General features: G+C 43.4%; 2 protein-coding genes. Both read right to left on the reverse strand.

What is annotated here, in order from left to right; all coding sequences use genetic code 11:
* Positions 1-221: 221 nt before the first annotated feature.
* Positions 222-794 carry a DDE-type integrase/transposase/recombinase gene (locus CDZ78_RS15270; RefSeq protein WP_167374334.1) on the reverse strand — a complete coding sequence of 191 codons (573 nt, stop codon included), beginning with the start codon at positions 792-794 and terminating at the stop codon, positions 222-224.
* 257 nt (positions 795-1,051) lie between these two features.
* A complete protein-coding gene (locus CDZ78_RS21370) occupies positions 1,052-1,384 on the reverse strand; it encodes a hypothetical protein (RefSeq protein ID WP_140414099.1) in 333 nt (110 codons plus the stop codon).
* Between the last annotated feature and the right edge of the window lie 128 nt (positions 1,385-1,512).

The raw sequence follows: 1,512 nt of genomic DNA on the forward strand, positions 1-1,512 counted from the left end.
ACTGAAGTTTCCCAATTATTGAGTAGCTGAAATACACAATGCTGGTGTATCGAGGTTTATTTTAGGTGGTTTTGCCATGTTTATAGCAAACCCCTACTTAATTCCCCTTAGGCAATAGCATTTGAAACGAATGAAAAGACTATTTTTTTCATATAGTTGTAGCATAGTTTCAATTTTACCATAAATAATTATTGGGAAACTTCAGTTTATAAGTTAAGACCTTAATCGTGGCATCTTTGATCTTTGATCGTTCCGTTAACACGCTCAACCATCCCATTGGTTTTAGGTGTGGCGGGAGCTGTTAACCTGTGGTCAATGTGTCCCTCAATACAGGCCATATCAAACTCATGATTTCCACTGGCTTTGTTTTTTCTATTGGTGAACTTGTCTGTAAATTCAGCCCCATTATCCGTTAATAGATGGCTGATATAAAAAGGGAAATATGCTTGGCACCGGTCTAAAAAATCAACCGCATTGCTCGCTGTTTTATTGGTATAAACCTTAAAGTACATCAGTCGTGTCGCTCTATCAATCGCAACGTAAAGGTAATATTTGATATCTTCTAGCTTAGGCAAATACGTCACATCTATATGCAAATACCCAGGTTCGTATTCTTTGAATTTCTTGGCTTGCTCCTTTTTTTCTTCTGGAACTTTGTTGATATCAAAAGCTTTCAGAGTTCGGTAAACGTTACTCCTATTCGCATTAGGGATAGACGGTAGTACGCTATCCACCAAATCATCAAGCTCTATCCAGGTTAAGGTTCTTACAACCCTAATGACCTCTCTTCCCACGTCGCTTAAAGAGCGTTTAATAGTGTGTGGACGCGAGCTTTTATCTTTTAAATACTAAAGTTTCGGGGTTCATTTTTGACCCCAAATTTATGTATATGTCATTGATTTATTGCGCCTCCAACCGTAAGGTTTTAGGGTCAAGTTGCAGGGCTTGTATAAAAAAGCAATTTATATGCTGTTCAATGGTTTCCAGTACCAAAGTGAGCGCATCGCCGAGCAGCTCTTTCAGTTCATTTAATGCGCCCGTAATGATGGCCTTAAAAACTTGCCAGAGACGAGCCGCATAGTTTATATCCCTCAGGTTGTGGCTCAGTGAGCTGCGCGCTTCGGCAAACCCAGAAGCCCCGCTGTTTTGTTTTGCACTTATGAGCATGCAAAACCGTATTGCAACGAGGTGGATAGAGGCAATATAAGCTGCATAGTGGTTGCTTTGCTCTTTCAAGAAGCCCAGGTGCTGCCGCTGTCAGCCCCGGACGGGATGATAGTCTCCAGAAGGCGCAGGGAAATTTGCCAATCCGAAGTGCGCGATAGCGCGCGAGGGAGGCTAAAATTTTATCCCGAATAGCCGTAGAGCCATTTGAGGTAGCCATGACTGAGCTGCTTTGTGCTCAGTCTGTGGCGGACGCAGGGCGGCTGGAGCATCTCCTATTCGCTGCGTAGGTGAACGAATTACGGCGACAGGAGTCCCGGAATTTCGTGAGGTAGCATGGCGCGCCTG

It is taken from the genome of Bathymodiolus platifrons methanotrophic gill symbiont, from assembly GCF_002189065.1.
Classification (GTDB): domain Bacteria; phylum Pseudomonadota; class Gammaproteobacteria; order Methylococcales; family Methylomonadaceae; genus Methyloprofundus.

Coding starts and splice junctions, on each gene's coding strand:
- CDZ78_RS21370 (WP_140414099.1), bottom strand. CDS start 1,384: ATGGCTACCTCAAATGGCTCTACGGCTATTCGGGATAAAATTTTAGCC.